3 protein-coding genes and 1 pseudogene are annotated in these 3,713 nt (G+C 66.4%); all 4 read right to left on the bottom strand.

Annotated features, from left to right (window positions below):
- Positions 1-387: 387 nt before the first annotated feature.
- Positions 388-596: pseudogene (locus HC022_RS29400) on the bottom strand (hypothetical protein); the annotation flags it as partial.
- 48 nt (positions 597-644) lie between these two features.
- Positions 645-2,423 carry an acyl-CoA dehydrogenase C-terminal domain-containing protein gene (locus HC022_RS21070; RefSeq protein WP_167453727.1) on the bottom strand — a complete coding sequence of 593 codons (1,779 nt, stop codon included), beginning with the start codon at positions 2,421-2,423 and terminating at the stop codon, positions 645-647.
- A 32-nt stretch (positions 2,424-2,455) separates the two neighbouring features.
- A complete protein-coding gene (locus tag HC022_RS21065; protein ID WP_008884482.1) occupies positions 2,456-2,854 on the bottom strand; it encodes a MerR family DNA-binding transcriptional regulator in 399 nt (132 codons plus the stop codon).
- A gap of 313 nt (positions 2,855-3,167) precedes the next feature.
- Positions 3,168-3,530, bottom strand: a complete 363-nt coding sequence (locus HC022_RS21060) for a MerR family DNA-binding transcriptional regulator (protein WP_167453726.1) — start codon at positions 3,528-3,530, stop codon at positions 3,168-3,170.
- Positions 3,531-3,713: the final 183 nt, after the last annotated feature.

Below are 3,713 nucleotides of genomic sequence, written 5' to 3'. Positions count from 1 at the left end.
ATGAGCGGCGTGCAAGGTGAAGCTCTCCCGCGCGCCTGCGTTCCGCCAAGCGGTCGGGCGCGCGGGAGAGTGGACCGAGTGCAGCCCGACCTGCAGGCCTACCCGGGTTCGATGTGCGGTCCTGCAACTTCATCTTGCCCCTAAACTCCACGGGGGTCCGGGGGTGTGAAACCCCCGGTCCTTCATTTCGGGCCTGGTGCCGCGCCCGGAGGGTCTCGAACCGGTCACGTCCCGCCGTCCTGCCACACGAGCCCCGACCATGTGACGCCCGCTTTTCAGAGCTTCCGACGGTCGACATTCCCCTCGTGTCGCGCGCCCCTTCTGCAGCCCCAGACCCCAGAGCCGGACGGCTCCGCCGTATGCCTTCTGCGGAGCCGCCGGGTCCCAGCGCCTGTGCGCCTCCAGTTCCGAGTTGAAGAGCCGCAGCCGGTGCCCCGGCAGGTCCGCGTCGGTCACGCTGTCGAAGCTCTCGATGAGAAAGGACAGCGCCTCGCCCTGGTCGAGACCCGCCTGTGCCGCGAAGCGTTCAGCCCGCGCGAGCAGTCCTCGGTCACCGCGACGGAGAAGCGGCGGGTAGGGAGGAGGCGTTTCGGCACGGGCGGGCTGCATGGCAGCGGGATGGGCAGTCGGGCCCACCGAAGGCCTCAGAACGCCTCGGCGTCGAGCGCCATGACCGGCTCCGCCCCGCTCTCGATCCGTGCGAGATGGGTCTTCGTCGCCGGCAGCTGCCGCGCCATGTAGTAGCGCCCGGTGGCGAGCTTGGCGTTCAGGAACGCCTTGTCGCCGCCCGCCTCCAGCGCCGCCGTCGCCGCCAGCGCCATGCGGGAGTGCATGAACCCGAGGCAGACGTGGCCGAAGAGATGCATGAAATCGTAGGAGCCCGACAGCGCGTCGTTGGGGTTCTTCATGCCCTTTTGCATGAAGAACATGCCCGCCGCCTGAAGGTCCTTTGAAGCGGCCTTCAACGGCTCGAGGAACTGGGCGTCGAAGGCCTCGTCCTGGCCCTTGTTCTCGGCGATGAAGCGCTTCACCATATCGAAGAAGGCCATGACATGCTTGCCGCCGTCCGTCGCCAGCTTGCGGCCCACGAGGTCGAGCGATTGGATGCCATTGGTGCCCTCGTAGATCATTGTGATCCGCGCATCGCGCACGAACTGCTCGAGCCCCCATTCGCGGGTGAAGCCCGATCCGCCCAGCGTCTGCTGCGCCAGCACGCAGGTCTCGAAGCCCTTGTCGGTCAGGAAGCCCTTGATCACCGGCGTCAGCAGCGAGATCAGCCCCTCGGCGTCCGGGTCCTCGGCGCGGTGGGCCTTGTCGATCAGCATGGCGCCCCAGTAGACGAAGGCGCGGGCGCCCTCGGTGATGGATTTCTGGTCCATCAGGTTCCGCCGCACGTCCGGGTGTACCATGATGGTGTCCGCCGGCGCCTCGGGCATCTGGGTACCGGTCACGGCCCGTCCCTGCTGGCGCTCCCTGGCGAAGCCGAGCGCGTTCTCGTAGGCCACGGCGCCCTGCGCGAAGCCCTGCAGGCCCACGCCGAGACGCGCCTCGTTCATCATGGTGAACATTGCCCGCATGCCCTTGTGCGCCTCGCCCACGAGGAAGCCGGTGGCGCCGTCGTAGTTCATCACGCAGGTGGCGTTGCCGTGGATGCCCATCTTCTTTTCGAGCCCGCCGCAGGACAGGCTGTTGCGCGCGCCCGGCGAGCCGTCGGCATTCACAATGAACTTTGGCACGATGAAGAGCGATATGCCCTTCACACCCTCGGGGCCGCCGGGGATCTTGGCCAGCACGAGGTGGATGATGTTATCGACCATGTCGTGCTCGCCGGCCGAGATCCAGATCTTGGAGCCGGTGATGCGGTAGCTGCCGTCCTCCTGCGGCTCGGCCCTGGTCTTGATAAGCCCGAGGTCGGTGCCGCAGTGGGGTTCGGTCAGGTTCATCGTCCCGCCCCACTCGCAGCTCACCATCTTCGGCAGGTAGGTGGCCTTCTGCTCCTCCGAGCCATGCGCATGGATCGCGTTGTAGGCGCCATGGGTCAGGCCCTGGTACATGTTGAAGGCCATGTTGGCCGAGGAGAACATCTCGCCCACCGCCGTGGACATCAGGTAGGGCAGGCCCTGGCCGCCGTACTCCGGATCGCAGTCGAGCGCGGTCCAGCCGCCGTCGCGCATCTGGTCGAAGGCGTCCTTGAACCCTTCCGGCGTGCGCACCACCCCGTTCTCGAGCACGCAGCCCTGCTCGTCGCCGACCCGGTTGAGCGGCGCCAGCACGTTCTCGGCAAGCTTCGCGGCCTCCTCGAGGATCGCGCCCGTGGTGTCGCGATCGAGTTCCTCGTAGCCGGGGATGCCGGCCTCGCTGATCGCGAGCACGTCGTGCAGCACGAACTGCATGTCCTTCACGGGGGCGGTGTACGTCGGCATGTATTCTCCTCCTAAGATGCCGGGCTGCCTTGTCAGCTGGCCCTTTTCTGCTGCAGCTGGGACAGCATGCGCTCGCCCCAGGCGAGCTGTTCCTTCAGGTCGTCGATCGCCGCGTTCAGCTCGTCGCGCTCGCGTTCGAGGTCGGCAAGCCGGCCCTGGGCGATCTCGTAGGTGCGGGCGATCTGCGTGTGCTGCTGGTCACCCATGTCGTAGAGGTCGAGCAGCTGGCGGATCTCTTCCAGGCTGAAGCCGAAGCGCTTGCCGCGCAGGATCAGCTTGAGCCGCGCCCGGTCGCGCCGGGTGAAGAGCCGCTTCTGGCCCTCGCGGATCGGGAAGAGCAGCTCCTTCTGCTCGTAAAAGCGCAGAGTCCGGGGCGTGACTTCGAAGAGGTCGCACATCTCGCGGATTGTCATCAGTTGCTCGTCGCTCATTGGTCTGGATAGCCTCACGTTGCGTTAATGTGCCGCGTGAGGTGCGCTTTCGACCCCAGTCTTACAATGGTGAATTTCGGCCGCGTAACTCGGACGCTACGTCATTTCCAAGTTGACGTAACTTCCTTTCACGTCACCCGCATGATTTCGGAAAATTCTTTCCCGGTGACGGCGGCGTCAGGGCAGGCACAGGGCCACGCCAAGGCCCTTCCGGGCCCGACGGAGCCCGGCCACGACCGGTCGAATCGTTCGAAATTCGCGACAATCGGCCCGCGCGGGGTCCTGCAAGCGCTTTGAAAAAGGTCCGGAGAGGTCAGAGTTCGACGGTCTCGTCTCGCAGCGATTTGAGCTCGTCCATCGCCTCGTCGAGCTGCCGGCGCTGCTCGTCCAGCTCCAGCATCTGGCGGTCGGCCATCTCGACCCAGGCGCGCATCTGGGCCTCGTTGCCCTCCTGCTCGCGCATCTCCAGCCACTTCCGGATGTCCTCGAGCTGGAAGCCGAACTTGCGGCCGCGCAGGATGAGCTTCATCCGGGCCACCTCGCGCGCGCCGTAGAACCGCTGGCGGCCCTGGCGCTCGGGGGCGAGCAGCTCGATATACTCGTAATACCGCAGGGTGCGCGGCGTCACGTCGAAGCGCGCGCACATCTCCTTGAAGCTGATGCGGGTGTCGGTCATCCGCTCCTCCTTGCTCTTGCAGCAAAACCTAGTCCGGCGCGGGGCGCAGGGCAAGGCGGGGCGGTGTCGCGCCCTTGCGGTGGCGCGGCGGCGCCCGCATAAAGGCCCGAGCAAGCAAGGAGATGCGCCATGTGCGCCGACAAGGCCGAGATCGCCCGCAGTTTCATCCAGCTGATCCCGCAG

The sequence above is a fragment of the Salipiger sp. HF18 genome (assembly GCF_011806505.1).
Lineage (GTDB): Bacteria > Pseudomonadota > Alphaproteobacteria > Rhodobacterales > Rhodobacteraceae > Salipiger > Salipiger thiooxidans.
The sequence above is the reverse complement of the archived record's forward strand: the minus strand, read 5'-3'. Positions and strand labels throughout refer to the sequence as shown.